Source organism: Bacillus sp. FSL R9-9530 (assembly GCF_038008145.1).
In the GTDB taxonomy this organism is placed as follows: domain Bacteria; phylum Bacillota; class Bacilli; order Bacillales; family Bacillaceae_G; genus Bacillus_A; species Bacillus_A mycoides.
In genome coordinates, this window is the sequence record NZ_JBBOYO010000001.1 from 614253 (window position 1) to 638956 (window position 24704).

Annotated in this window: 24 protein-coding genes, 1 pseudogene, 1 riboswitch and 1 other annotated feature; of the genes and pseudogenes, 15 read left to right on the forward strand and 10 right to left on the reverse strand. The window is 37.3% G+C overall.

The window, feature by feature from the left end:
- Position 1: 1 nt before the first annotated feature.
- Positions 2–769, reverse strand: a complete 768-nt coding sequence (gene rfbF, locus MKX66_RS02970; protein ID WP_341085460.1) for a glucose-1-phosphate cytidylyltransferase — start codon at positions 767–769, stop codon at positions 2–4.
- A gap of 117 nt (positions 770–886) precedes the next feature.
- On the reverse strand, positions 887–1654 hold the full coding sequence (locus MKX66_RS02975) for a glycosyltransferase family 2 protein (RefSeq protein WP_107887990.1): 768 nt from the start codon (positions 1652–1654) through the stop codon (positions 887–889).
- Between the two features lie 294 nt (positions 1655–1948).
- Here MKX66_RS02975 and MKX66_RS02980 point away from each other — a divergent pair, with 294 nt between their 5' ends.
- The 4 genes from MKX66_RS02980 (at position 1949) to MKX66_RS02995 (ending at position 5044) form a co-directional block, all read left to right on the forward strand.
- A complete protein-coding gene (locus MKX66_RS02980; protein WP_078178706.1) occupies positions 1949–2353 on the forward strand; it encodes a MerR family transcriptional regulator in 405 nt (134 codons plus the stop codon).
- A gap of 119 nt (positions 2354–2472) precedes the next feature.
- Positions 2473–3795, forward strand: a complete 1323-nt coding sequence (locus MKX66_RS02985; protein ID WP_002142537.1) for a hemolysin family protein — start codon at positions 2473–2475, stop codon at positions 3793–3795.
- A 53-nt stretch (positions 3796–3848) separates the two neighbouring features.
- Complete coding sequence (locus MKX66_RS02990; protein WP_002084378.1) at positions 3849–4262, forward strand: ATP synthase subunit I; 414 nt, start codon at positions 3849–3851, stop codon at positions 4260–4262.
- 230 nt (positions 4263–4492) lie between these two features.
- A complete protein-coding gene (locus MKX66_RS02995; protein ID WP_002014015.1) occupies positions 4493–5044 on the forward strand; it encodes a DUF2179 domain-containing protein in 552 nt (183 codons plus the stop codon).
- 96 nt (positions 5045–5140) lie between these two features.
- Here MKX66_RS02995 and MKX66_RS03000 read toward each other — a convergent pair whose 3' ends face one another.
- Entirely contained in the window at positions 5141–5368 is a 228-nt protein-coding gene (locus MKX66_RS03000; RefSeq protein WP_107887992.1) for a DUF3923 family protein, read from the reverse strand.
- 75 nt (positions 5369–5443) lie between these two features.
- A complete protein-coding gene (locus MKX66_RS03005) occupies positions 5444–5824 on the reverse strand; it encodes a hypothetical protein (protein WP_326997158.1) in 381 nt (126 codons plus the stop codon).
- 369 nt (positions 5825–6193) lie between these two features.
- Here MKX66_RS03005 and MKX66_RS03010 point away from each other — a divergent pair.
- A pseudogene (locus MKX66_RS03010) lies at positions 6194–7108 on the forward strand (tetratricopeptide repeat protein).
- Between the two features lie 82 nt (positions 7109–7190).
- Here the strand turns inward: MKX66_RS03010 and MKX66_RS03015 are convergent.
- Positions 7191–8387, reverse strand: coding sequence for an MDR family MFS transporter (locus MKX66_RS03015; RefSeq protein WP_107887994.1), 1197 nt, complete (start codon positions 8385–8387; stop codon positions 7191–7193).
- Positions 8388–8499: 112 nt separating this feature from the next.
- On the opposite strand from MKX66_RS03015, the gene MKX66_RS03020 reads away from it, so the two are divergent.
- The 4 genes from MKX66_RS03020 to MKX66_RS03035 all read left to right on the forward strand — a co-directional run bounded on the left by MKX66_RS03020 (position 8500) and on the right by MKX66_RS03035 (position 15030).
- Positions 8500–9042 carry a CGNR zinc finger domain-containing protein gene (locus tag MKX66_RS03020; RefSeq protein WP_044443502.1) on the forward strand — a complete coding sequence of 181 codons (543 nt, stop codon included), beginning with the start codon at positions 8500–8502 and terminating at the stop codon, positions 9040–9042.
- A 41-nt stretch (positions 9043–9083) separates the two neighbouring features.
- Positions 9084–9839, forward strand: coding sequence for a class I SAM-dependent methyltransferase (locus MKX66_RS03025; protein ID WP_044443301.1), 756 nt, complete (start codon positions 9084–9086; stop codon positions 9837–9839).
- A 146-nt stretch (positions 9840–9985) separates the two neighbouring features.
- Positions 9986–12493, forward strand: coding sequence for a collagen-like protein (locus MKX66_RS03030; RefSeq protein ID WP_326997159.1), 2508 nt, complete (start codon positions 9986–9988; stop codon positions 12491–12493).
- A 23-nt stretch (positions 12494–12516) separates the two neighbouring features.
- Complete coding sequence (locus MKX66_RS03035) at positions 12517–15030, forward strand: BC_3345 family exosporium-associated protein (RefSeq protein ID WP_341085462.1); 2514 nt, start codon at positions 12517–12519, stop codon at positions 15028–15030.
- 81 nt (positions 15031–15111) lie between these two features.
- Here MKX66_RS03035 and MKX66_RS03040 read toward each other — a convergent pair whose 3' ends face one another.
- Entirely contained in the window at positions 15112–15255 is a 144-nt protein-coding gene (locus MKX66_RS03040; RefSeq protein ID WP_000945246.1) for a hypothetical protein, read from the reverse strand.
- A gap of 97 nt (positions 15256–15352) precedes the next feature.
- Positions 15353–15495: riboswitch (cyclic di-AMP (ydaO/yuaA leader) on the reverse strand.
- Between the two features lie 28 nt (positions 15496–15523).
- On the reverse strand, positions 15524–15994 hold the full coding sequence (locus MKX66_RS03045) for a GNAT family N-acetyltransferase (RefSeq protein ID WP_341085463.1): 471 nt from the start codon (positions 15992–15994) through the stop codon (positions 15524–15526).
- Positions 15995–16225: 231 nt separating this feature from the next.
- Here MKX66_RS03045 and MKX66_RS03050 point away from each other — a divergent pair, with 231 nt between their 5' ends.
- Both MKX66_RS03050 and MKX66_RS03055 read left to right on the forward strand, forming a co-directional pair.
- A complete protein-coding gene (locus MKX66_RS03050) occupies positions 16226–16474 on the forward strand; it encodes a GlsB/YeaQ/YmgE family stress response membrane protein (RefSeq protein WP_002033357.1) in 249 nt (82 codons plus the stop codon).
- Positions 16475–16538: 64 nt separating this feature from the next.
- Positions 16539–17660 (forward strand): AI-2E family transporter, encoded by a 1122-nt coding sequence (locus tag MKX66_RS03055; RefSeq protein WP_133116723.1) that lies wholly within the window; start codon positions 16539–16541, stop codon positions 17658–17660.
- 28 nt (positions 17661–17688) lie between these two features.
- Here the strand turns inward: MKX66_RS03055 and MKX66_RS03060 are convergent, their stop codons facing one another.
- Positions 17689–18846: a 1-deoxy-D-xylulose-5-phosphate reductoisomerase gene (locus MKX66_RS03060; RefSeq protein ID WP_215589974.1), complete on the reverse strand. Its 1158-nt coding sequence runs from the start codon at positions 18844–18846 to the stop codon at positions 17689–17691.
- 135 nt (positions 18847–18981) lie between these two features.
- Positions 18982–19188, forward strand: a binding site (T-box leader).
- Between the two features lie 51 nt (positions 19189–19239).
- Between MKX66_RS03060 and MKX66_RS03065 the strand changes: the two genes are divergently transcribed.
- Entirely contained in the window at positions 19240–20238 is a 999-nt protein-coding gene (locus MKX66_RS03065) for a tryptophan--tRNA ligase (RefSeq protein WP_341085468.1), read from the forward strand.
- Here MKX66_RS03065 and MKX66_RS03070 read toward each other — a convergent pair.
- Complete coding sequence (locus MKX66_RS03070) at positions 20235–20693, reverse strand: NUDIX hydrolase (protein WP_341085469.1); 459 nt, start codon at positions 20691–20693, stop codon at positions 20235–20237. The genes MKX66_RS03065 and MKX66_RS03070 overlap by 4 nt on opposite strands.
- A 17-nt stretch (positions 20694–20710) precedes the next feature.
- Entirely contained in the window at positions 20711–21550 is an 840-nt protein-coding gene (locus MKX66_RS03075; RefSeq protein WP_002013997.1) for a DUF2785 domain-containing protein, read from the reverse strand.
- A gap of 123 nt (positions 21551–21673) precedes the next feature.
- Between MKX66_RS03075 and MKX66_RS03080 the strand changes: the two genes are divergently transcribed.
- The 3 genes from MKX66_RS03080 to MKX66_RS03090 all read left to right on the forward strand — a co-directional run bounded on the left by MKX66_RS03080 (position 21674) and on the right by MKX66_RS03090 (position 24475).
- The gene (locus MKX66_RS03080) at positions 21674–22396 is read left to right on the forward strand and encodes a GNAT family N-acetyltransferase (protein ID WP_341085471.1); all 723 of its coding nucleotides are present in this window, start codon (positions 21674–21676) and stop codon (positions 22394–22396) included.
- A gap of 180 nt (positions 22397–22576) precedes the next feature.
- On the forward strand, positions 22577–23605 hold the full coding sequence (locus tag MKX66_RS03085) for a tyrosine-protein phosphatase (RefSeq protein WP_215589970.1): 1029 nt from the start codon (positions 22577–22579) through the stop codon (positions 23603–23605).
- A gap of 159 nt (positions 23606–23764) precedes the next feature.
- On the forward strand, positions 23765–24475 hold the full coding sequence (locus MKX66_RS03090; RefSeq protein ID WP_002190190.1) for a YjjG family noncanonical pyrimidine nucleotidase: 711 nt from the start codon (positions 23765–23767) through the stop codon (positions 24473–24475).
- The last annotated feature ends 229 nt before the right edge of the window (positions 24476–24704 follow it).

Genomic DNA, 24704 nt, shown 5'->3' on the forward strand with positions numbered 1-24704 from the left:
ATTACCAAACCTTCCACGGAGCGTTATTACTTTCCCATAGCTCGACTAATTTATTTTTATCGCGCAATGTATCCATTGGATGCCAAAAACCAGTATGTTGATATGCTGCCAATTCGTTTTTATTTACTAACTGAACTAAAGTGTCTGTTTCAAAAATGGACTTATCTCCGCTAATATAATTGAAAATGTCATGGTTTAAAACAAAGAATCCACCGTTAACCCATCCACCATCACCTAAAGGTTTTTCTTGAAATGATGTAACTGATTGCTTATCTATAACAAGGGAACCGAATCTACCAGGGGGTTGTACGGCAGTTACAGTAGCCATTTTCCCATGTTTTTTATGAAACGTAAGGAGTTCTTTTATATTTACATTACTTAATCCATCGCCGTAAGTTAAAAAGAAAGGTTCGTTCCCGACGTAATTTTGTATCCTTTTCACTCGGCCACCTGTTTCTGTATTTAGACCAGTATCGATAAGAGTAACTTTCCATGGTTCTATACGATGTGAATGGCTAGTGATTGTGTTGTTGCTTAATTGTATTGTGAAATCTGACATGTGTAAGTTGTAATTTAGAAAGAACTCTTTAATTGCATAGCCTTTATAACCTAAGCAAATAATAAATTCAGTAATACCGTAATGACTGAACAGACTCATAATGTGCCATAGAATAGGCTTTGTCCCAATTTCAATCATAGGTTTTGGTTTTAAGTGTGTTTCTTCCCCAATCCTTGTACCGTATCCACCAGCAAGAATAACAGCTTTCATTTTGTCCTCCTAAAATAAAAAGTTATAGTAATTACAGTATTCATATTTTATGCGAATGGTTTTATATTTTTTGCTAAGTAGGAGGAATTGTGTGAAAATATGCCAGTGCGTACAACATTACGGTTTGAATTTTGGGAATAATTCTTGATATTCAGGATGATTACGAAGGTCTTGTGTTACGTTACTAAGCTCTAAAAAACGGGTTTCGAGTTCCTCAGGAGATTGTCCATAATGAGTTTGGAGTCCCATTTGAACACCCATTTTTGAAAGGGTGGGTGTAATTTGTAATTTTCTAGCCTTTGTATGTTCATTCCAAGGGCTAAAATAAAATTTTAAAATAAATGAAGGATAGTCATAAACTATGTTCCCGTGCCGCGAATAATGTCTACCAGGTAAATATGCTCCATCTAGGTGGTTGTGAATAAATCTCCAGGCACATCCGAGTTTTGGGTTATAAGGGAAGACGCCGTGGTATCGTTGCTCTACTAATGGGATAGAATATCTTGGCTTCGAATAATTATGGTTATCAATCATTAAAATCATTCTAATTGCATACATATTTTGTCCTAGTGTATGAAGAGATGAGAAAAACTCTTCTTTATTATTACAACAAAAGAATTCCGTAGTATTTAAAACGATTTTCCAACCTGAAACTTCTCTTTCAATTCCCATAACTTCAATGTCAGTATTTGTTGGGTCAAACTCAATAAATCTTGAATCTCGCACTTCCCAGTGGGGGGCGAATAATTTACAAATCTCAACGGAACGATCAGTGGAACCTCTATTAATTAATATACCGTGATCGAATATTTTTGTATGGTGCATAAGCCACCAAGGAAGCAAATATTCTTCGTTATAAAAATGAGAAATAATAGTTGTGGTAATTTCAATCTCCTCCTATAGAATAAATAATTTATATCGATATTATTATGATATGTTCGTAAATAAGAAAGGTTGAAGGAACGGGCTATTCAATGGCTACATTTCGGTAGTGGTGGTTTAATAAAAATATTGATTTTTATATATAATTAAATTAATAGATTATATGTTTATGGATAGTATAAGATGAGACGAGAAATTTTATATAAATTGTGAATAACAAACCGTCACGTTTGACTGTACAGTTTATGTATTGTATGATAATAGTAATATAAACAAGGGGGGAAGATCGTTGGGAAGGTGTATCGAATCGGACAGTTGGCTCTCATGGCTCACGTGTCGAAACGAACGATTGATTATTATACGAATCTAGGAATCTTAAAAGCGGAGCGATCTCAATCTAATTATCGCTATTACGACGAAACAGCATTTGAGACATTACAATTTATTGAGAAGTGCAAAGAAATGCATATGCCGCTTTGTGAGATTAAAGAGAAGATCGAGGAGAAGAAGCTGCTCGGTATCAATGAACACGTTTCGAAACATGTGAATGAAGTGACAGACCATATTCATAGATTAGAAGCAGAACTAACAGAGTTAAAGCCTCTTTTAGATGAATTGACTGATTCACAACGTGAAAAAATATCGAAATCTTTATCAGGTCAAACGACAGCTTTAATACAGACACTTGCTCTATTATTATAGAATAAGTGAAATCCGACCTCTTTAATTTTTGTATCGGGCTATGTTTTCTAACGAACAAATAAGAAAACATTATAGTATACAGGAGGTGGACACCTTAGTTTTTTAACTAAGGGGATTCATTGGAAATATTTAATTTAGTCATGGTTGCGATTTTAATCGCATTTACTGGATTTTTCGTAGCAGCAGAGTTTGCGATTGTTAAGATACGTTCAAGTCGCATTGATCAGCTTGTTGCGGAAGGGAAACGCGGTGCGTTAGCAGCGAAAAAAGTAACAACAAATTTAGATGAATATTTATCTGCTTGTCAATTAGGTATTACAGTTACAGCGATGGGACTTGGTTGGTTAGGTGAACCGACAATCGAAAAGTTATTACACCCGTTATTTGAGAAATGGAACGTAAATCCTTCTATCTCATCAGTATTAACTTTTGGTCTTGCTTTTATGCTAATGACATATTTACACGTTGTAGTAGGGGAATTAGCTCCGAAAACGCTGGCAATTCAAAAGGCTGAAAAAGTAACGTTGTTATTGGCAACTCCGTTAATGATGTTCTATAAAATCATGTATCCATTTATTTGGGTATTGAACGGTTCAGCTCGTGTTATAACTGGTTTATTCGGTTTGAAGCCAGCTTCTGAACATGAAGTAGCTCATACAGAAGAAGAATTACGTCTTATTCTTTCAGATAGCTATGAAAGTGGCGAAATTAATCAAGCTGAATACAAGTATGTAAATAATATCTTTGAATTTGATAATCGCATCGCGAAAGAGATAATGGTACCGCGTACAGAAATCGTTGGTTTCTATCTTGAAGATTCAGTAGAAGAACACATGAAAGTAATCCAAAATGAACGATACACACGTTATCCGATTTTTGGAGAAGATAAAGATGATATTATCGGTATGGTCAACGTAAAAGATTTCTTTATTCGATATATGAACAACGATCAAGAAGATTTATCATCGATTCGCACGTATATGCGTCCGATTATTGAAGTTATGGAAACGACTCCAATTCATGATTTATTACTGCAAATGCAGAAGAAGCGAATTCCAATGGCTGTTTTATATGATGAGTACGGAGGAACAGCTGGAATTGTAACGCTTGAAGATATATTGGAGGAAATCGTCGGCGAAATTCGTGATGAATATGATGAAGATGAAGCACCACCAATTCAACATGTGAACGAGTATCATAAAATTGTTGATGGAAAAGTGCTTATCTCAGAAGTAAAAGATTTGTTTGGATTACACATTGAAGAAGACGATGTGGATACAATCGGTGGATGGATTATGATGCAAAATCATGAAATCGAAGAAGGACAATACGTTGAAGCAGAAGGCTATGAATTTAAAGTGTTAGAAAAAGATGCTTATCAAATTAAACGTGTTGAAATTCAAAAAATGGAACAAGAACAAGAGAAAGCAGCAACTGTGTAAGTTGCTGCTTTTCTTCTAACACATAATAAAATGTGAAATTAGGAGCGGATATTTTGATTCAAGTAGCCTTACGTGTATATCGATTACAATTGTATACGATCTTTAGTGGTTTACTACTAATGTGGGCGGTTACTCCGTTTGGGAAACAAGTGACAGGGTTCGGTATCGGTTTAGCAGTTAGCGCATATTGTCTTTGGCTATTAGCTCGCAGAGTGGAGAAATTAGGAAGAAGTATCGTGATGAAAGAAAAGGCTCCTGGATTAGGAGTTCTAAACCGATTTGCAGCCGCAATATTAGGGGCTATCATTATGTTTGAAATTGAGCATGAAATGGAAATGTGGGCATTCGGTACTGGAATATTGGGTGGACACTTTTTAATGATTGCGAATTTAGCCTATGCAAATATGCAGCTAGTAAAAGAAGAAGAGAAGCAAAAGGAAAATGCTTCGAAAAACATAGAGCTCTGATGAAAGGGACCTAATCAGGTTCCTTTTTTGCGTTTAAAAATAAATGATATAATACGAATGATTTACTGGTACTTATCGAATTTATGCCAAATATAATACGCTTATTTTTGGGGCATTTCAATAGTATGAAAAAAAATTAAAAAAAATTAAAAAAAATTAAAAAACCCATCGATTTCTAAAGCTTTTGTATGTTATCATGACAAAAGAATTTGCGAAAGAGGTGGATACCAATGTTACAAGCTTTACTTATTTTTGTGCTTCAAATTATTTACGTTCCAACTTTAACAATCCGTACGATTTTGCTTGTAAAGAATCAAACAAGATCCGCTGCAGGTGTAGGATTGTTAGAAGGAGCAATTTATATTGTCAGTTTAGGTATTGTGTTTCAAGATTTATCAAATTGGATGAACATTGTTGCCTATGTCATCGGCTTTAGTGCGGGACTATTGTTAGGCGGTTATATAGAAAATAAATTAGCAATTGGATATATTACGTATCAAGTTAGTTTGCTAGACCGTTGTAATGAATTAGTAAATGAATTACGCCATTTTGGATTTGGCGTTACAGTATTTGAAGGTGAAGGAATAAATTCTATACGTTATCGCTTAGATATCGTTGCAAAGCGTTCTAGAGAAAAAGAACTGTTAGAAATTATTAATGAAATTGCACCGAAAGCGTTTATGTCTTCTTATGAAATCCGTTCGTTTAAAGGTGGATATTTAACGAAGGCGATGAAAAAGAGAGCATTGTTGAAGAAGAAGAAAGATGAACATGCATCGTAAAGAAAAGGGAGTAGTGCAGCTTTAAAAGCACGGCATAATCCCCATAGAAAAAAGAGAGGAATCTATATTGAAAAAGATTCCTCTCTTTTTTCTGCGTTATTTTTTTCTGCTTTTTCTCAGATTAACAATTAACCATACAACTTGAATAATTAGTGGTAATATAAATGCAATTAATAAAACGATAAATGCTATTAATTTCAGCTCAGGTGTTTGAGTAACACCAGCACCATCAACCTCTCTTAGCCAAATGATAGCTGCCAATATCCCAAAAATGGTAATCCAAAATATGTTACCAATCCACCAATAAATCCATCTACTTTTCATGCTAGCACCTCTTATATTTACCCTCTGTTAAAAGTATATTTTCGGTTGTTATATTTAAATGAAATAACTATAAAACTACTTTTTTTCAACTGTATATCTAACTTGTTTAAAGGTTGCCATGTCTCCATCTTCGTTATCATCTTTCGTTTGCAAAAGTTGAACTCTTGGCTTGTAGTCTGTCCTATGAGCGTGCTCGATATTTTTAATGTTAAGTTTGTAGGATTCACCATTATTTATTTTTTGTTCCAATACTTTTTTATTGGCAACATAAATAAAAGTTACTTTATTTTCATCAATACCTTCAGTCTTAATTTCTAATTCATTATCTTTTGTTGTAATCGTTGGTGTTAATAATTCAATACTGCCGCTTCCGGTTTCTAAAGAATTTTCTACTATAGTTGAACATCCGGATAAAATGATTCCGATGAATAGAAGAACAATTAATTTCTTTTTCATAACATCCCCCAATTTCAAGTGATTTTTGATTTTGGTATTGTTAGACTGCTAGTGTGGAACGTAAATGTTTAGCTAGCACTTTTTTATTGTACCATAATATGTAAATTAAAATAGGTTATATATCCAATTTAAGGGAGATTGAAAAATTTACTTATTGTTGAGAATCAGTATTTTTACAGTAGGTATTTATTTTCTTTACAAAGCGGTGTTGATAAAATCATTACGAATTGGATATCCAAATATATGATGAAATGTAGACAGGAGAAAGAGCTTAATACGAAGCAATCTTATTATTATAGAAATTACAATTTTTGTATATTAAAATGATGATAGGGAATAGATGAATTCATTCACTTCGGAGGTAGTTACTTGAACATTAAAGAGAAGGCAATTGAAATGTTTGAACAAAATGAATATGAGGAAGCAATGGAACTGTTTCAACAAGCAGTACATGAATCTAGAGGTGTACAATCTCTCAATAATCTTGCTTGGATGTACTTTTATGAGGAAGAGAATGATGGTAAAGCTCTTGAATTAATAAAAGAAGCTGTTAAGTAGAATCCTTCCTCATACTTTCCTTATAACATCTTAGGGGAAATTTACATGAAACAAGAAAAGTGGGAAGAAGCGAAAGATGCATTACAAAAATCTATTTCGATTCAACCATCCGATGAAGCATATCACAATGTAGCTGTAGCTCATTATAATCTTGGAGAGTTGGAAAAAGCTTCGGAATTTTTCTTGCGAGTTGCAGGGGATTCAGACATTATAATGTATAACTATGTAAAGTGTTTAATTGATTTAGGGCGAAAAACAGAAGCGAAAGAGAAGTTGGATGCTTTTAACAGGAAATCTGATGATTTTGTAGGAGAAATTAATGTAGCAGATTTATATGTTGAGTTGAATTGCTATAAAGAAGCAATTGAATGGTTCGAAAAGGGATACAAAGAATACTGGAAAAGTCCCAATTGGATTGGTAGATTTGTTTATGCTCTATATAAAGCTAATAATTTCTCCCGTATAAATGAAGTTATACGGGAATCTATCGAAGTGAAGACAGCAGAAATAGAAGATGTTCAGAATGAAGAAGTAGAAGAAAATTGGACAGAAAACGATAAGAAAGAGTTAATTGAGGAATATATAGAAGAGAACAATTGTTATAAAAAAATGATAGAACGTATCGAATCTGGATATGTTCCAGGGTTAGAATTTGAAACTGATTATATAGGGGCTTGCTATTTATTTGGTTGTAAAAGACATAATCATCTTGAATATGAAGAATAAAAAAATTCGACTGTCACATATGATGGTCGAATTTTTTTATTATAGGCTGGTTGTCTAAAGGTACCATCTCAATTGTAATGTGTTAAAGGTGTTTTGTATTATTACATAGGTATATATCTTCTTTAGGGAATCCTTTTTTTATATTTAAAATATGTAGTGAAATAAAACCAATAAGTCCTATTCCACCGAAAATAAGCCATGGTGTATACATTCCGCTTAAGTTGGCTGTAAAAGATGTACCGGTATAATTACCGATGATAAAACCAAATGCGAGTGATAGTTGATAAAATCCGAAGTAAGTAGCTGTATATGATTCGTTACTGTAATTTGCAATAGCAATATCAGCGTTAGGTAATACGAGTGTTTCGCCAATTGTAAATAAAATTACACAAATAAATAGCCAATATGGGTGTGGAAATAAAGGAATGAGTAAAAAAGAAAAACTCATTAATAAAACACCGTATTTAATAATCGAAAGTGTATTGTATTTATGAAATAGTTTACGAAATAATACCATAAATATGACGCCTGTTATTGCATTTATCGTAATAACGAGTGTAGCAAGCGGATTGCTATTACTAATGTTTTTCATATGAAGTGGAAGTGCGACAGTAAGCTGAGTAAACATAATATAGAAGAAAATCATGATAAATGAAAACAGAAGAAAAGGCTTGTTTTGTAAGATAGCCTGTATTCCAAATGCAATAGACGTGTTTTCAGTAGTGACTTGGAAGTGATTTTTAAGTAAGTAAAAGATAAAAGCGAATAACAGCATAAGTGATCCTGTTAGAGAGAAAGCATAGATGGGATTGAGTAAGAGTAAGAACCCTCCTGCAATTGGTCCGATTATTGCACCGCAATTAAAACTAAGGTTTAAATATGTAAATAAATTTTTTCTCATATGAGCTGGTTGTGAGCCGAATATGGCACGAGCAGCAGGTTCATAAAATGCAGTTCCGAAGCCAATAAGTGCAGAAGAAATAGAAATTGTATAGAAATCAGAGCATATTCCTAAAGCGATAAATCCGATTCCTCTTAAAAATAATCCGGCTATCATCATAATGATATAGCCTATTTTGTCAGCAATTAATCCTGAGAATAATGGGATAACTCGTGATGTGATTGTCATAACCGTCAAAACTGTTCCTACTTGAACAGCAGAAAAATGAAGAAAGCTTAATAGATAAATAGCTAAAAATGCGTATACTGCAAAATACCCAAAAGACATAAAAAATGAAGAAATAAGCATGAAACGTATCGGTATTGAGAAACTTTTCATAGAACTCCTCCTAATGTTGTAACCGGTAAAATTTTTTAATGGTTAACTAGTTTATATTATAATTATACATAAAGTCAGAAAAAAGTAAATTTTAAGAAGAAGGTGGATGGAATTGAATCAAAATGCACCAAATGAATTAGAATATATTCGGGAATTTTTAAATACATGGAAAATACCAAACGATACGAGAGAGCCAATTGACATGCTGCAAACAGAAGAGGATATAAAGCTCTTTATGAAAGAATATTTTCATGAAGAGGTTCCATTTCATACGATAGAGGAATTAAAAAGTTTTCGAGAAGATATTCGGTTAACGGTTGAAGGCGAAGGATCATTGCAAAAGTGGTTAGAGAAATACCCATTTCATGTACATGTAAAGGAAGATATGAAAGGTATTACATATGAGCCTGTGCACGAAGAGAATGTATATACAAAAGTATTAAGCGTTGTTTTAATGGCGATTCAAGAAAATTTGTGGGGAAGGTTAAAAGCATGCCCAGATTGTCGCTGGGTATTTTATGATCATTCGCGAAATGGAAGTAAAAGATGGTGCGGTATGTATGCTGGAGAAACAGGAGGAAGAGCGTGCGGTACGATTGCGAAAGTGAAAAATTACCGGGCGAAGAGAAAAGGGAGATCGGGTTATAATGTGTAATTTATATTAGGGGAAGAAAAGTGGATGGGGGAATGTAGAATATGAAAGGGACACAAATGTTAGCTTTAAATAAAAAGTGTTGGGATACAGTTGCACCTTATTTCTTTCAAGTGGATTGTTTACCGAAATATGGTCCGTATACAGCGTCTGAAGATGAGATTCATTTGTTCGATTCAATTAGAAATAAAAAGGTTCTTGATATTGGATGTGGAAGTGGGCATTCGTTGCAATATATGGCAGAACACGGGGCAGAGGAAGTATGGGGGCTTGATCTTTCAAGTGAACAAATTAAAACAGCGAGTGAAACGTTAAAGTGTTGGAATCCAAAGTTAATATGCGGAGCAATGGAAGAGGAATCGGATATTCCGAAAGGGTATTTTGATATTGTGTACTCCATTTATGCATTAGGTTGGACTTCAGATTTAGGGAAAACGTTAGAGCTGATTTATTCATATGTAAAGCCAGGAGGAAGTTTTATTTTTAGTTGGGAGCATCCAGTGTATTCAAACTTACAGTATGGTACAGAAGAAATTGTTTTAAAGTCTTCATACCATGAGGAAACTCCTATTACGTTTGAAACATTTAAAGGAGAAAATGTACAAGCGACATTATATAAGAGAAAAATAAGTACATACATAAATGAGTTAAATAGAGCGGGATTTACAATTGAGAGAATAGAAGAACCTGAACCATCTAGCTCATTTGATGAAGAACGAGCTGAGCCGTCTACGAAATATTATTCTTTATATAAAGCTAGAATGGTGCCAACGACTTTTATTATTAAGGCGAGAAAGTAAAGTGCTTTATAAAAAGAAGCCTATCATTTCAAATAAATGAAATGATAGGCTTCTTTATTTTTAAAAAATGAGTTCAGAGGTGTACTTTTCATATGAAAATGCATTTCATATAAAAAGTGTAATTATTTTGGGGAAGGGGGATTGTTGTGCGTCATCATAGAAAGTGCAAAAAATTTGGAGTGGCACTGCCTCTTCCGCTTATAGGAGCAACGGGTCCTACTGGTAATAGTGGTCCAACGGGTCCAACTGGAGGGCATGAAGGTCCGGTCGGGCCTCCGGGAATCACTGGACCTATAGGAGCAACGGGTCCACAAGGTCCTCAAGGTATTCAAGGCATACAAGGTTCGCGAGGAACAACGGGAGCTCAAGGAATACAAGGTGCCATTGGTGATACTGGAGAGCAAGGAATTACTGGTCCGGTCGGCTTACAAGGTCCTCAAGGATTAATTGGAGAGCAAGGCCCTGTTGGCGATATTGGATTACAAGGACTAGAAGGAATACAAGGAATTACAGGCCCTGCTGGTAGTCAAGGTATACAAGGCGCCCAAGGGATACAAGGAGAAATAGGCGAGCGAGGACAAACAGGAGCACAAGGAATGCAAGGTGTGATAGGTGAAGCTGGTATTACAGGTGTAACAGGTCCGCAAGGTCCCCAAGGAGCGCAAGGAATACAAGGGGAGGACGGAACTACAGGTATACAAGGAGAAGAAGGTCCACAAGGCATACAAGGAATTACTGGAGAGCAAGGACACCAAGGTGATCAAGGGATACAAGGTGTAACTGGTCCAACTGGTTCTACTGGAATACAAGGGTCTCAAGGTATAAGTGGAATAAAGGGGATAACAGGTGTAATAGGCCCCCAAGGTCCACAAGGTGTTCAAGGAATACAAGGAATAAACGGATCCACAGGTTTTCAAGGAGCAAAAGGAGTACGAGGGATAACAGGAGCAACAGGGAGTATTGGTACGCAAGGCCTAGAAGGACCACCGGGTGGTCCGATGGGCACTACTGGTCCAATTGGTCCATCTAGTGGAGTGACAGGTCCATCTGGCCCACCCGGTCCACCTGGGGGTCCAACGGGTCCAACGGGTGGACCAGGTGCACGGGGTGTAACAGGGGGACCAGGTGCAGTAGGAATACAAGGGTTACAAGGTATAACTGGTCCCACTGGCCCTCAAGGTGTAAGGGGTGCACAAGGTTCTCAAGGAGTAATTGGTGTAGCTGGCGTACAAGGTGCACAAGGTTCTAAAGGTAACCAAGGAATAACAGGAGCAACCGGTGTAGAAGGTCCAATAGGCATACAAGGTCCGCAGGGAGAAATCGGTCCAACTGGTGCAGAAGGTTCTAAAGGTGTGCAAGGAATACAAGGGGTAACAGGTCCAACAGGAGCGCAAGGAATACAAGGGTTACAAGGAATAATAGGTCCCACAGGCACAACAGGAGCGGCAGGAGTCCAAGGACCACAAGGAATACGAGGGGAAACAGGAGCAGTTGGAGCACAAGGTATACAAGGCCCTCAAGGGATAAGAGGGGAAACAGGAGCAGCTGGCGTTCAAGGTCTACAAGGTTCACAAGGAATACAAGGGGAAAATGGATTGACTGGTCCACAAGGTGCTCAAGGTATGCAAGGAGTTCAAGGAATAACAGGTCCGGCAGGAGCAATTGGTTTGCAAGGGTCTCAAGGAATACAAGGTATAGTAGGCCCAACAGGAGCGCAAGGCTCTCAAGGTATGCAAGGAATACAAGGAATAACAGGTCCGGCAGGTGCACAAGGAATTAGAGGTCCCCAAGGGGATTTAGGAGAAATCGGGATAACAGGTCTACAAGGAGTGCAAGGTGCGCAAGGTATTGAGGGACCCGAGGGACCACAAGGAAATGTTGGGGTTACGGGGGAAACTGGAGAAACAGGAGCGACAGGAGAAACAGGGGCGACCGGGGCACAAGGAATACAAGGAGTTCAAGGGATTATAGGTATACAAGGAAGTACAGGAATGACAGGACCTACCGGTGCAACGGGAGTAACCGGAATACAAGGTGCTCAAGGTATTCAAGGTCTGCAAGGCCCAACTGGAGTAAGGGGAATGACAGGGGTTAGTGGTAGTATAGGGCCAGCCGGAGCGCAAGGTAGTCAAGGGCCGATTGGAGCTGTGGGACCTACCGGAGCCACTGGTAGTATAGGGTCTATAGGTTTCTTAGGAATAGTAGGTGCAACAGGGGCGACTGGTTTACCTAGCGGGGGCGGTTATTTCTTTTCTACTTCAACGAGTGCAATTGCAGCGAATGCGTTAATACCAATTAATTCAGGAGCTACAACTTTTGGTTCTGATGTCAGTTTAACAAATGCAACAACTGTAACGTTAAGTACGGCGGGAATATATTTAGTAAGCTATTATTTTCAAGGTGATCCAAATGGGGGGAATGAAACGATTTCTGTGAGTCTTACTTTAAATGGAACGCAAGTCGCAGGGAGTTTTATTTATTATGTTACAGGAGGTACCTTTGTATTAGAACCAGCGATTTCTAATACGATGGTCATTAATGTTGCTTCTTCAAATGCCACTTTATCTTTGCAAAATGGTCCATTAGCTATTGGGCATGTAACGACATTATCTGGTGTGATAACAGCTAGTTTAAATGTATTAAAAATAGTTTGATACGTTAGTCATAATGGGGGGAGATGCTTGTGAAGGATCAAGATAAGTGTAGTAAGTTTCAAGCACCTATTCCTTTTCCGGCGTCAGGTATTACGGGACCAACTGGTCCAACCGGTCCGACAGGTTCTTTAGGTGGACCGACTGGCCCGCAAGGAATACAAGGCGTACAAGGGCCAATTGGTCCAACCGGTCCGGCCGGAATTCAAGGAGTGCAAGGGGTGCAGGGAGAAATCGGTCCAATAGGCCCAACAGGTTTAACTGGGCCACGAGGTTCTCAAGGGAGTCAAGGACTGATGGGGGAACAAGGTCCACAGGGAATTCAAGGTGTTCAAGGTATACAAGGAGAAAGGGGGCCAGCCGGTCCAACCGGAATTCAAGGAATCCAAGGAATACCTGGTCCAATGGGAGAAACAGGTCTAACAGGAATACAAGGCATTCAAGGTATACAAGGGGAAGTCGGGCAGGCGGGTCCAACAGGAATACAAGGTATACAAGGAGTGCAAGGCGAATTAGGTCCGACTGGTCCAACAGGAAATACTGGTATACAAGGTATGCAAGGGGATTTAGGGAGTAGTGGTTTACAAGGTGTAACAGGTATACAAGGCATTCAGGGTCCGATTGGTCCAACGGGTCCAACAGGCTCTCAAGGAATTCAAGGGGAACAAGGGCCAATGGGATCAACAGGAGCAACTGGCGTTCAAGGTTTACAAGGGCCACAAGGTGAGATGGGTCTAACTGGTCCAACAGGCTCTCAGGGGATACAAGGAGTGCAAGGTGTAATAGGACCAACAGGAGTAACGGGCTTGCAAGGGGATCCAGGTCCAACAGGCTCAACAGGCTCAACTGGGGGAATCGGCCCAACTGGATCTGCAACTGGTCCAACAGGAGCAACCGGTCCAACCGGTCCGCCAGGAGGCCCAACCGGCCCAACTGGTCCAGCAGGATCTCCAGGAGGTCCAACTGGTCCGACGGGAGCAACTGGGGCAACCGGAGTGACAGGAGCAACTGGGACGACTGGAATACAAGGCGTACAAGGAGTGATTGGCCCAACCGGAGTAACTGGTTTAACAGGTTTGCAAGGAGTACAGGGACCAATGGGGGCAACTGGTCCAACGGGTGACCAAGGCATTCAAGGTCCGCAAGGAGTAATGGGAGTAACCGGTCCAACTGGATTACAGGGTTTACAAGGAGTACAAGGACCGATAGGAGCAACAGGCCAGGCAGGTCAACAAGGAGTGCAAGGGGCACAAGGTCCAATTGGTCCAACAGGCCCGCAAGGAATACAAGGAATACAAGGTGAGCAAGGAGTAATGGGAGCAACTGGACCAACAGGCTTACAAGGTCTGCAAGGAATCCAAGGTCCACTCGGTCCAACCGGTCCTCAAGGCTTACAAGGAGTGCAAGGGATAAGTGGTATAACAGGTCCAACTGGTCCTCAAGGAATCCAAGGAATACAAGGTCCACAAGGAGATATAGGTCCAACCGGTGCGACTGGAATACAAGGAGTGCAAGGTCCAGAGGGTCCAACTGGTCCAACGGGTGCAACAGGCCCGCAAGGAATTCAGGGAATACAAGGAATCCAGGGGCCAACCGGTCCACAGGGCATTCAAGGTCTTCAAGGAATTCAAGGTCCGATTGGTCCAACAGGCCCAACTGGACCTCAAGGAATACAAGGAATAACCGGATCAACAGGTCCAACCGGTCTAACAGGGGCAACAGGACCGACGGGAGCAACTGGTCCACAAGGCGTGCAAGGAATACAAGGTCCACAAGGGGTAACGGGGCAGGCAGGAGCAACAGGACCGACGGGAGCAACTGGTCCACAAGGCGTGCAAGGAATACAAGGTCCACAAGGTGCCACGGGAGCAACCGGAGCAACCGGTGCAACTGGAGTAACAGGTTCTCAAGGAATTCAAGGAGTGCAAGGTCCACAAGGAGTGACCGGATCGACTGGAGCAACTGGATCGACTGGCTCAACAGGTGCGACTGGACCGACAGGGATACAAGGAATAAGAGGAGTAACCGGTGCAACCGGTGCAACCGGAGTAACGGGTCCAACTGGTGCTACAGGTTCAACTGGATCAACCGGTCCAACTGGATCGTCTGCAATATCAACAGGTGGCGGCTATTTCTTTTCTACCTCAACAAGTACAATTGCAGCAAATGCCAATATTCCAATTAATAGTGGGTCTACCGTATATGGAACAGGTGTATCTTTAACTAGTTCCACAACCGTTACCGTATCTACGCCAGGAATATATTTAGTAAGTTATTATTTTCAAGGTGATGCAAGTGCTGGGAATGAGACAGTATCTGTCAGATTACTATTAAATGGAAGTCAATTAACAGGGAGTTTTATACAAAACGTAACGACATCAACTGTAGTAATCGAGCCAGCCATTTCAAATACGCTTCTTGTGAATGTAGCGAGTGCAAATTCAACATTAGTATTACAAAATGGCCCGTTAGGTGTAGGACATGTGACCACTATAGCAGGTGCGATTACGGCAAGTTTAAATGTGGTGAGGATATTATAAAAAGTATAGGGAATATAAAAAACACAAGGAATGTCTTTACAGACACACCTTGTGTTTTTTAATATTAAATAAACATTTTCTTTATCTTTTCGGTTGAAAAATATGCTGAAAGAAGTATTTGTGATGTAAGTTATCTACAACTTTATTTGCTTGATATGTGCGGTGTTGTTCGAGTCGAAGTCTTTGCTCCATCATTTTTATTGCGTGATCTGATAAACGTAACATTGTACCAGTCTCCTTTTCTATAAATATAGTTTTCTGATTGATATCGATTCCATATTTATAACTAAGGAGGCAAAGTGTGTAACATAGGCAAAAAGCACCTTCCTCTCCCATTACGCTTACGAGGTTAGCTGTCGGACTCGGGAAGTGAGAGTTTCCCTACTTGAAAAAGATTCGCCCCAAGTAGCATAGCTACAAAAATGGTTCCCCCGCTCCAAAATTTGGACTCAGCAAAAGGTTGTATAAAGTAAAAAATAACATAAATAAATAATCAAGTCAAACTATTTTGTGTTTTCTGTCTTTTAAGTTGCGTAAGAATCATGCCATCAGGTAGTGTTATATCTGTTACTTCAATGAAGCTGTGTTTTTTATATAATGCGAGAGCTGGAGTATTGGCTTTACCTGTTTGTACAATGTATGTCATTGAAGACGAGAACATGTTAAATATATAAAGTAGCAGTTTCGTTGCGATTCCTTTTTGAAAAAAATCGGGCGATACAACTAATCTGTGGATATCGATTAGTTCTTCTTCTTGTATAAAAGAAATAAAGCCGACGAGTTTATTTTCAGAGAAATATCCATAGAATGTTTCATCACAATTTTGAATATCGTTTACAGTATCATATAAACGAGGTATTGCAGTACTGTTTAAAAAGTCTGCTTCAATTTTATAAGCTGGAATTTGAACATTTAAAATGGATGTTGCTACTTCATAAGAAGTGGGAAGTAATTTATGAATCATAGATAATAACGCCTCCTTTAAATATGATATATTAATATAATTGATTTGTGGGTAAGTTTGACAATTTTTTTCTTTTTTGCATATAATATATGTATCTCCATACATAAAATGTTCGTAGGTATATTTCTATAGTAGGATATGGTTAGCGTAGATAAATACGTAATCTTATATAAGAGTTTAGCTACTCTTGTATTTGATAATACAAACTATAATAGAAATGAGGGACTAAAAATGGGATGGATTATTACATTAATAGTTGGTGCTATTATAGGTATAATTGCTAGTTCTATAACGGGTAAAAATTTTCCAGCTGGTATGTTTGGAAATATAATTGCTGGTTTACTAGGAGCTTGGTTAGGTAGTAGATTATTTGGATCTTTTGGGCCATCGTTTGGTGGGATTCATGTCGTACCAGCATTATTAGGTGCAATTGTGTTAATTCTTATTGTATCATTTGTAGTAAAAGCTGCAAGAAAATAAAGGCTATTACTGATTGTTTTATAAAGCCCTTTTAGGGCTTTTCCTAATTAGAGAGGTGGTACACTTGGAGAAAGTAAATATAAGAAAAAGAGATAAGTTGAAAAAATTTTTTAAAGAACAAAATTATTTAGCTGTACTACTTGGATTCGCGTTGCTGTTTGTAAATATATTATTACTTACAAAAATATCATTCGTCTTTACACCGTTCGTCGTATTTTTAAAAACAATCTTTTTCCCAGTATTATTAGCGGGAGTACTATTTTATATATTGCATCCATTCGTTTCTCTTTTAGAAAGAAAAGGTGTGTCGAGAATTGTGTCAATTGCCTCGATATATATAATTGTTCTTGGATTATTTGTTTTTCTTGCGGTCACGGTTATTCCAATTATTAAAGATCAAGTAAATGCTTTAATAGATAACTTGCCATATTTCGGGCATGAAATCGAAAGGGCAGCACGTAAATTTGGAGAAAGTAATGTAATTGGTAGAATGCAGAAAAGTTTAAATATTGATTTTGCTAATATCGTAAAAGATTCTACAATGAACTTTACAAAATCATTATCATCAGTAACAGGAAATGTAACTGGATTTTTAAGTACAATTACTGAAGTTGTTTTAACATTTGTAATGGTTCCATTTATTTTGTTCTATCTTTTAAAAGATGGTGAGCAATTACCGAATCATTTTTTAAAGTTTATATCTGAGCAAAGACAACCAGCTGCGAAGAGAATACTAGATGATATGCATTATGCGATTAGTTCGTATATTAGAGGGCAAATTATTGTTAGTTTATTTATCGGTATTATGCTATTAATCGGTTATCTTATTATTGGTATTAAATATGCGGTACTACTTGCTATTTTAGCGATGATTGTAAATATCGTTCCGTACGTAGGACCAATCATTGCAATTACACCAGCTTTAATTATCGCATTTATCGACTCGCCATCAATGGTGTTAAAAGTAATTATCGTTATGATGATTGTACAATTAGCAGAAGGTAAATTTATTTCTCCGCAAGTCATGGGGAAAAAGTTAGATATTCACCCTATTACTATTATATTTATCATTTTAACTGCGGGAAATTTATTTGGAATTATGGGGATTATTTTAGCAATTCCAGGGTATGCGATATTAAAAGTTTTAGTTACGCACGGTTATAGATTTGTGAAGTTGAATACGTGAAAAAAGAGCTAAAACAGAGAAACCTGTTTTAGCTCTTTTTCATTAACAATTGATTTGCGTATTGGCGTGCCCATTGATCAGCTTCTAATATATCATCGAGTGAAGGATCTTTTACGTTATGATGAGCTTCAACTGTATTGTAAATTGTTTTTTCGATATCGAAAAATGCAATTTCATTTTTAAGAAATAGTGCATTTGCAATTTCGTTCGCTGCATTTAATACGGCTGGAGTTGTACCGCCAATTTTTCCACATTCAAATGCATATTGTAGACAGGGGAACTTCTCTAAATTTGGTTTTTCAAAATGCAAACTACCAATTTCTAATAAATTTAATTTTTCATAGGATGAAGGTAGTCGAGTAGGGTAGTGAAACGCATATTGAATCGGCATTCTCATATCAGGAGCACCGAGCTGTGCCATGACTGATCCATCAATAAATTCCACTAAAGAGTGAATGATACTTTCTTTATGAATCATAACATCAATTTTTTCATAAGGAATATCGAATAGCCACTTAGCTTCCATCACTTCAAACCCTTTATTCATTAACGTGGCAGAATCTATCGTTAGTTTTGCGCCCATTAACCAGTTTGGGTGTTTTAAAGCATCCTTCGCTTGTAATATTTTCATTTCTTCACGTGTTTTATCACGAAAAGCGCCGCCAGAAGCTGTAACAATTAATTTTTCGATTTCCTTATTATTTTCCCCATTTAAACATTGGAAAATGGCTGAATGTTCACTATCAACTGGAATTAGGCGGCATCCGTTTTGTTTCGCTAGTTCGGTGACGATATGTCCAGCTGCAACTAAAGTTTCTTTGTTAGCGATAGCGATATCTTTCTTCGCCTTTAATGCTTCAATTGTTGGGAGTAAACCTGAAACACCGACAACTGAACTTAATACAAGATTTGTATCAGGATGGGTAGATACTTCAAGTAAACCATCAGTTCCATATGTAATTTTTGTATTTGTTGAAATACGAGAACGTAATGTATCCGCTAATTCTTTTGTCGCTACGCTTACAATACGAGGCTGAAACGATTCGATTTGTTTTTCGAGAAGATCGATATTATAATTCGCGGTTAAACCGACGATTTTAAAATGTTCAGGATGAGCGGAAACGACATCTAATGCAGATGTGCCAATGGATCCTGTTGAACCTAAAATGGATATATATTTTACCATGAAAAAACCTCCAAAGTTGTTTCGAGTATTTCTGCAAACCTATATACTATTAGACAATTAAGGTGGAAATTCCTGCTATATAAAACAGAAAATTAGGGTTTAATTGGAAAGGGAATGTGATAAACTGTAAAAAACGAAAAAGCAATGAAAGAGAAGAGTACATATTCAAAACTTTTCAGAGAGCTGATATGTGGTGGGAATCAGTAAGTGATGAATATGGAATGGGCTCTGGAGCTTCTAGCTGAAATGAGTAGGCGAAGACGGTTACTTCACGTTAAGAAGTTGAAGTGAGCTATAATATAGCTAATTAAGGTGGTACCGCGGGAGTCTCTCGTCCTTTTTTAAGGATGAGAGGCTCTTTTTGTTTTTTATTTTGAGAAAGGAGGAGTTAGGATGAGCGAGAAAATTATGTTAACAGGAATTAAACCAACAGGTTACCCGCATTTAGGCAATTATATTGGTGCGATTAAACCTGCATTACAAATGTCAAAAAACAAAGAAGGAAAAGCATTGTACTTTATAGCTGATTATCATGCGTTAAATGCAGTGCATGATCCAGAGAAGTTCAGTAGTTATACGAAAGAGGTAGCTGCTACTTGGTTATCACTTGGGCTTGGAGAAGATGTTATTTTTTACCGACAAACGGAAGTGCCGGAAATTCTAGAATTAGCTTGGATATTAGCTTGTCTAACTCCGAAAGGGCTTATGAACCGTGCCCATGCGTATAAGGCGAAGATAGAGCAAAATAAAGAAGCGGGATTAGAAATTGATGCAGGTGTGAATATGGGATTATATACGTATCCGATTTTAATGGCAGCTGACATATTACTATTTCAAGCTACTCATGTACCAGTTGGAAAAGACCAAATTCAGCATATTGAAATTGCGCGTGATATTGCGACGTATTTTAATCATACATTCGGCACGACATTTACACTTCCGGAGTATGTCATACAAGAAGAAGGTGCAATATTACCTGGTCTTGATGGAAGAAAAATGAGTAAAAGTTACGGAAATGTGATCCCGTTATTTGCAGAGCAAGAAAAGCTGCGAAAGTTAATATTTAAAATCAAAACAGATTCTTCACTTCCGAATGAACCGAAAGAACTGGAAACGTTATTTATGATTTATAAAGAATTTGCGGCAGAAGATGAAATGCAGTCAATGCGTGAAAAGTATGAAACTGGTATTGGATGGGGCGATGTGAAAAAAGAGTTGTTTCGCGTTGTAGACCGTGAATTAGCCGGACCTCGTGAGAAATATGAGATGTATATGAATGAGCCGCATTTATTATATGAAGCGTTAGAGAGAGGTGCTGAGAGGGCACGAGCTATCGCAAAGGTAAATTTAGCGGAAATTAAAAAACGGATTGGATTTGAGAGGGAACGTTAAGCGTTCCCTTGTTTTTGCTGGTAATCTGTAATAATCCTATCAATAACAGGAGGGAGATTACTAGGTAATTCATCAAGTGAAAAGAAGCGCAGTTCTTTCGATTCCGTTTGATCGCATACAAGCTCACCGTGGAATTCTCGGCAAATATAAACAACGAGTACACCGTGTACTTGATCGCCGTTTGGATAGATTTGAAAGAAATCAGGTCCTGAGTATGTACGGAATAGTTCTGGATTTTTAATGATAAGTCCAGTTTCTTCATATACTTCTCGTTGTAAAGCGTCTTCTAACGTTTCGTTATATTCTAAGGCGCCACCAATAATGCCCCAACGATTAAAATCTGTACGGAGCTGCAATAATATTTCATTTTTCTCATTTAATATAATGGCGTGTGATCCGATTAAAATGAGTGGATGATTTCCTACTAGATTTCTCATGTCTTCAATATAGTCCATAATTCTTCTCCTTATATTTAATAATAATTAGGCAGTTCTTTTAACATTTTTTCTGTTTTACGTGCTGTAAATGCTAAGTTATGATCATCTTTTGTTCTGAAAAATAATGTGCGTAAAAAGATTTTAATGTTTGCGCATAAAATACAATACTCATTAAGGGAAAGGCGTTTTCTAATTTGAGGAAGCCTTTTTATTTTTTTATAAATAATTGAAATTAACTCATCTTGCGGGAAGTCATGATATAGCATAGATAGTAACGGTGTAACAATTCGTTCATCTTCATTATTATGAAAAAGATCCGATGGGATGAAAATTTTATTTAATAAACAATGAATTAATTCCTCGTACCATTCAAAGGTCGTATAGGAATTGTGAACAATTTCAGAAAAGGCATCAGATACGTGGGCAAGACAATGAGCCCATCCTTTATTTTCAATATAGCCTCGAAAATCCATTTCTAAGTTTGTGTATGTAATGAGTTTGTTTTTTATTTCTTCGATATCCTCCTCTGTAAAAAAGTAGTGCGAGTTAGCGAATTGGAGTATTAATGCAAGTAATGAAACAGTATAAGAACGTGTGAAAACCCCATCTGTAAGTGGGGAGTGAATGTCACAATATAAATACTCATCACTTAAACAAGTTTGTAGAAGTAATTTCAGTTGATCGTCCATAAGGAATTCATGATGAATGAAATGTGCAAAACATTTATATATAAGTTGGTAACGAACGTAACTATCAGTTGTTCCGATATACTGAAGCATATTGAGCGTTAACTCATTAATATCTATATGTTGCAGTTGCGTATAGTCATTTTGTTGTATAAGCTCTAACTGTTGTTGCAATGCTGTAATATCCAATGGAGAACCTCCTCCGCACTTTAAAGATGCGATGTTTTCTAGTATTCTATATATTCAAGGACAATCCTGCTCATGCAAGGAGAACAAGTAGAAATTCGAGTATGACATAGACGAGGGAAGTATATGATGACTATAGAACAGTTAGAAAAACATTTTAAAATAAGAAAAAATGCTTCTTCTATAATGATAAAAGAAAATGATGCAGAGGTTTTTACAGAAGAGCAATTAGAAGAGATAATGCAATATTGCGTTGCTGAAGCTGAAAAAGATGGAATAGAAGAATTGCAATTTGAGATTTCTTCAAAAAGCCCAAATTATGATGTGTATAAGAAATGTTTCGAAATGTATTCATTTGAATATATTACTGAAAACATAATTGTATTTAAGGATATATATGAAGTAGAAGATATAGAAAGTGAAATTGATTTTAAGCTTATTGAAGAGATAGGCGAAGCCGCTTTTTATTCACTGTGGAATGAAGTGACGGGAGAACAAATCGATTATGATCAATTTGTAAATACGATGCTACAAGAAATAGGTGGGCAATGGAAAGAACATTGTTTAACAGCAAGTATCGATGAAGAGCCAATAGGAATTGTAATCCCGCATATTGAAAGAGGTACGTTAGAAGAAGGAAAACTTATGTATTTCGCAGTCGCTCCAAATATGCGAAATAAAGGGTATGAAGCAGCATTCTTTACAGGGGCAATGTTTGTCTTAAAAGAAATAGGCGCATCTTATTATATTGGCGAGACAAATGTACAAAACGAGTGGATGAAGGATGTCTTTGAAAAGAACGGATGTCAGCAGCTGAGCTCTACTGAGCGATATGTGAGAAGGTTTTAGAAGGATGGATGGCTTACTCTCTCGAACTCATTTAGCGGGAATCCATGTACAAATTTTGAACAAGTAAAAGAACTTTTTGCATGTTTGTAAGATAAAAAGAAAAATCGAAACGACAAAGTAAGCTTTCCTATAATACAATAGAGAAGGATTAGACTATACGAAGAAAGCGTTGGTGAAAGTATGAAGCAGCAAAGAAATTGGCTACAAGCAACTGTAGAACGAAATGAAGATAATACGTTACATATAAAGTGGGAAAATAATATAGAAGAAGTTCGTATTTATTGGAGTACTTCACCAGATCATATTGAAGAAAATGGAGAATTACTTGTAACAGTAAGTGGGGATGCATGTACAATTGAAAACCCGAGTGAAAATGAGCGTCCATATTTTAGGTTAGTAGGAAGTAATGGACAAGCAGTCACAGTAGCTGAGCGTAGATTACCATTACAAGGTGCGTTTAACTTCCGTGATATGGGAGGATATGAAACGACTGAAGGCCGTAAAGTAAAATGGGGTAAATTGTATCGTTCTGAAGAATTAGCAGGATTAACAGAATGGGATATCGAGTATTTACAGAAGTCGGGCTTAAAGTTAATTTGTGATTACCGTACAGATTTTGAAGTAAAGCATAAGCCGAACCCAGGCATTACAGGTGCTCGCCAAGTATGCTTACCAGTAATGCAAGAATTAGCGAAAGATTTAAATATAAATGAATTTTTCCAAGTTGGTGACCTTTCTATGTTAGGGAAACCAGGCGAGTATCTTGTGAAAATGAATCAAGATTTCGTAAGTGGTAATGAAGCATTCGTGAGCTTCTTAAAACTGGCGCAAAACCCGGAAAACTTACCGTTAGTAAACCACTGTACAGCTGGAAAAGACCGTACAGGATTTGGCTCAGCATTATTATTACTTTTACTAGGTGTACCGGAAAAAACAGTAATGGAAGACTACTTACTAAGTAACGGTTTCCGTGAAAAGTTAAATGAAAAAATGATGGCCTTTTTAGGTGCGAAATTACAGAACGACGAAAGTAGAGCAATATTAGGTGCAATGTTTGAAGCACGTGCTGAGTATTTACAAGCTGCGATTGATGAAGTTAAAAAGCAATATGGATCAGTTGAAGTATACGCTGAAAAAGCTCTTGGCTTTACGAAAGAATCGTTAGAGGAAATGAAAGTGTTATTGCTAGAAGATAAAGTGAGACTTTAATCAGTGTGGGGGGGCATCCCCACTGATTATTAGCCTTCACCAATCGGACTGCCCATTAATGCGGGATAAATAATGAGGAGGGAGGCTGATTGGATTAGCCTCCTTTTATTATTGTTGCTATAATTAAGCTATGAGAAAATAGGAATTGAGGCGAACATCATGAAATACAAAGTAATACTATTCGACGTAGACGATACATTATTAGATTTCCCTGAAACAGAAAGAAACGCATTACATAACGCGTTTGTACAGTTCGGGATGCCTACAGGATATAATGATTACCTTGCAAGTTATAAAGAGATTAGTAATGGATTATGGAGAGATTTAGAGAATAAAATGATTACGCTAAGTGAATTAGCGGTAGATCGATTTAGACAATTATTTGCTCTTCATAATATAGAAGTAGACGCGCAGCATTTTAGTGACGTATACCTTGAAAACTTAGGAAAAGAAGTACATCTTATAGATGGTGCAGTGCAATTATGTGAGAACCTTCAAGATTGCAAGTTAGGTATCATTACGAATGGATATACAAAAGTGCAACAATCTAGAATTGGAAATTCCCCTTTATGTAACTTCTTTGATCATATTATTATTTCTGAAGAAGTCGGCCATCAAAAACCAGCGCGTGAGATTTTTGATTATGCTTTTGAGAAGTTTGGGATTACGGATAAATCAAGTGTACTAATGGTTGGAGATTCGCTAACTTCTGATATGAAAGGCGGAGAAGATTACGGTATTGATACGTGTTGGTATAATCCGAGCCTGAAAGAAAATACGGCAGGCGTTAAGCCGACCTATGAAGTGGAGAACCTGCTACAAATTTTAGAAATTGCGGAAGTGGCGGAAGAAAAGGTAGCTTCATTTTAATAGAGTTAAGATTTTTCGATTAGTTGATATATATTAAGTTACGGTAGATATATTTGAAAAATCGTTCATATAAGTTCATATACTATGATATGGAACAAAAAAAGATGGTACCAAGTCAAAATAATTTTACTGAAAGAAAACAGAAATAACACTAAATAATATATTTAGCTGTTTGTAATTGGTCATTACAAACAGCTAAAAAAAACGATTGCCTCTTAGGATCCAAGCA

Bases quoted from the DNA above. Each gene is read 5' to 3' on its own strand.
- MKX66_RS03090 (WP_002190190.1), top strand. From the start codon at position 23,765: ATGAAATACAAAGTAATACTATTCGACGTAGACGATACATTATTAGAT.
- MKX66_RS03005 (WP_326997158.1), bottom strand. From the start codon at position 5,824: ATGAAAAAGAAATTAATTGTTCTTCTATTCATCGGAATCATTTTATCC.
- rfbF (WP_341085460.1), bottom strand. From the start codon at position 769: ATGAAAGCTGTTATTCTTGCTGGTGGATACGGTACAAGGATTGGGGAA.
- MKX66_RS03000 (WP_107887992.1), bottom strand. From the start codon at position 5,368: ATGAAAAGTAGATGGATTTATTGGTGGATTGGTAACATATTTTGGATT.
- MKX66_RS03080 (WP_341085471.1), top strand. From the start codon at position 21,674: ATGATGACTATAGAACAGTTAGAAAAACATTTTAAAATAAGAAAAAAT.
- MKX66_RS03015 (WP_107887994.1), bottom strand. From the start codon at position 8,387: ATGAAAAGTTTCTCAATACCGATACGTTTCATGCTTATTTCTTCATTT.
- MKX66_RS03060 (WP_215589974.1), bottom strand. From the start codon at position 18,846: ATGGTAAAATATATATCCATTTTAGGTTCAACAGGATCCATTGGCACA.
- MKX66_RS03040 (WP_000945246.1), bottom strand. From the start codon at position 15,255: ATGTTACGTTTATCAGATCACGCAATAAAAATGATGGAGCAAAGACTT.
- MKX66_RS03085 (WP_215589970.1), top strand. From the start codon at position 22,577: ATGAAGCAGCAAAGAAATTGGCTACAAGCAACTGTAGAACGAAATGAA.
- MKX66_RS03065 (WP_341085468.1), top strand. From the start codon at position 19,240: ATGAGCGAGAAAATTATGTTAACAGGAATTAAACCAACAGGTTACCCG.
- MKX66_RS03025 (WP_044443301.1), top strand. From the start codon at position 9,084: ATGAAAGGGACACAAATGTTAGCTTTAAATAAAAAGTGTTGGGATACA.
- MKX66_RS03045 (WP_341085463.1), bottom strand. From the start codon at position 15,994: ATGATTCATAAATTACTTCCCACTTCTTATGAAGTAGCAACATCCATT.
- MKX66_RS03070 (WP_341085469.1), bottom strand. From the start codon at position 20,693: ATGGACTATATTGAAGACATGAGAAATCTAGTAGGAAATCATCCACTC.
- MKX66_RS03050 (WP_002033357.1), top strand. From the start codon at position 16,226: ATGGGATGGATTATTACATTAATAGTTGGTGCTATTATAGGTATAATT.
- MKX66_RS02995 (WP_002014015.1), top strand. From the start codon at position 4,493: ATGTTACAAGCTTTACTTATTTTTGTGCTTCAAATTATTTACGTTCCA.
- MKX66_RS03035 (WP_341085462.1), top strand. From the start codon at position 12,517: ATGCTTGTGAAGGATCAAGATAAGTGTAGTAAGTTTCAAGCACCTATT.